The organism is Rhizobacter sp. P3_B12 (assembly GCF_056402895.1).
This window is the reverse complement of record NZ_JBFUGN010000954.1, coordinates 1-2,355: the sequence shown is the minus strand read 5'-3', so window position 1 is coordinate 2,355 and position 2,355 is coordinate 1. Positions and strand designations below refer to the sequence as shown.

General features: G+C 70.9%; 1 protein-coding gene. It reads left to right on the top strand.

Features of this window, described 5'->3' with window-relative positions:
- Window positions 1-2,355, top strand: a 2,355-nt coding sequence (locus tag AC1D01_RS30625) for a C1 family peptidase (protein WP_477873152.1), incomplete at both ends; no start/stop codon positions are given.

The window sequence follows — 2,355 nt, the reverse complement described above, 5'->3', positions numbered from 1 at the left end:
GGCCAACATCGCGCGCTACCTGCCGTACGTCGAAGCGGCCTTGCGCGCGGCCGGGCTGGTCGACCGGCCGATGGTGCTGGGCGCGCTCGGCACGATCCGCGCCGAGACCGAGGGGTTCGTGCCGATCGCCGAGTTCCAGTCGCGCTTCAACACGCCGCCCGGCGGCGCGCCGTTCAGCAGCTACGACCTGCGCCGCGATCTCGGCAACGGCGCGGCCGGCGATGGCGCGCGCTACAAGGGCCGCGGCTTCGTGCAGCTGACCGGCCGCGCGAACTACAAGCACTACGGCGAGGTGATCGGCCTCGCGCTCGATGCCGACCCCGACAAGGCGAACGCGCCGGAGGTGGCGGCGGTGGTGCTCGCGCAGTTCCTGTTCGACAAGGCCGACAAGTTCCGCGCCGCGATCGGCAAGGGCGATTTCGCGGCGGCACGCAAGCTGGTCAACGGCGGCGCGCACGGGCTGGCCGCGTTCCGCAGCGTGTTCGATCTCGCCGCCACCGCGCAGGCGCCGGCGGCCACCGGTGCGGGTGCGGCCCACGGCACGGCGAAGTCGCGCCGCCCCGCCGGCAGCGCCCACCGCGTCTCGCGCACGAAGAAGGACACCGCCGACCTGCGCGACCGCCAGTACATGCCCGCGGCGCTGACGCTGCCCGATGAATTCCCGGGCGCCGAGATCGTGCAGCGCTTCCTGCCCGGCTATGCCAAGGCCGGGCTGATCCTGAACCAGGGCAGCGAAGGCGCCTGCACCGGCTTCGGGCTCGGCTGCGTCATCAACTACCTGCGCTGGCTGAAGGCGAAGACGCCGGCCCGCTTCGAATCGGTCAGCCCGCGCATGCTCTACACGCTGGCGCGCCGCCACGACGAATACGAAGGCGAGAACTACGAGGGCTCCAGCTGCCGCGGCGCACTGAAGGGCTGGTTCAACAACGGCGTGTGCCTGGAGAAGGACTGGCCCTACCAGGCCGACAAATCCGACACCGCGCGCTACGGCTTCGCGACGCGGGCCACGCAGAACACGCTGGGCGTCTACTACCGCGTCGACACGCAGTCGATCACCGACATGCAGGCCGCCATCGCGCAGCATGGTGCGGTGTTCGTCTCGGCCTTCACGCACGACGGCTGGGATGCGGTGCCCGACGTCGCCGGCGAACCCAAGGGCCATGCCGACCTGCCGCTGATCGCGTTCGACGGCAAGCCGTCGAAGGACGGCGGCCATGCGTTCGCGCTGGTCGGCTTCAACGACCGCGGTTTCGTGCTGCAGAACTCCTGGGGCCGCGACTTTGGTGCCGGCGGCTTCGCGACGCTGTCGTACCTCGACTGGCTGGCCAACGCAATGGACGCCTGGGTCGTCGCGCTCGGCGTGCCGGGCGTGGTGGCCGGGCGGCTCGCGGTGGCGCAGCCGGGCGCCCAGGGCACCGGCGCGAAGCGCAGCGACGCGAACCGCAACGGCTGGTGGGACAGCGCGCTCGCGTACCGGCACAGCGTCGTGCTCGGCAACGACGGCCGCGTGAGCCGCTACCTGACCGAGGACGAGCAGCCGCGCAAGCTGCAGCAGCAGGCGTATGCGCTGCCCGACCAGTGGTTCCGCAGCCAGCCCGACGGGCCGAAGCGACTGCTGCTGTACGTGCACGGGGGCCTGAACAGCGAGCCCGATGCGATCAAGCGCGCGAGCGCGATGGGCCGCTACCTGCTCGGCAACGGCTGCTACCCGCTGTTCCTGGTCTGGAAGACCGGCATGCTCGAATCGATCGGCGACATCCTGTCGGACGCCTTCCACCGCGAACCGGCGCGCGCCGGCGCCGGCGAATGGCTGACCGACAAGACCGACCTGCTGATCGAGAAGACCATCGGCCGCCCGCTCGCCAGGCCGATCTGGAGCGAGATGAAGGAGAACGCGCAACTCGCCTTCTCGCCGCGCCACGGCGGCGAATTGCTGCTGGACGCGATCCAGTCGCTGGCGGCCACCTGGGGCACGCAGTTCGAACTGCACCTGGTCGGCCACTCGGCCGGCTCGATCGCGCTCGGCCACTTCCTCGGGGCGCTCGCGGCGCGCCAGCACGCCGGCCGCGACGACGGCCTCGCGCAGCGCCTCGCGTCGGTCAACCTGTATGCGCCGGCCTGCACCGTCGCGTTCGCGAACCAGCACTATGCGAGCGACGCGCGGGTGATGGAGCGGCTGCACCTGGACGTGCTGTCCGACAAGGTCGAGCGCGATGACAACGTCGCGTCGATCTACCGCAAGTCGCTGCTGTACCTGGTGTCGAACGCGCTGGAGACCGACCTGCGCACGCCGATCCTCGGGCTCGATGCCGTCAACGACACCGCGTTCGCCGGCTGGGACGGCTCGTCGGATAC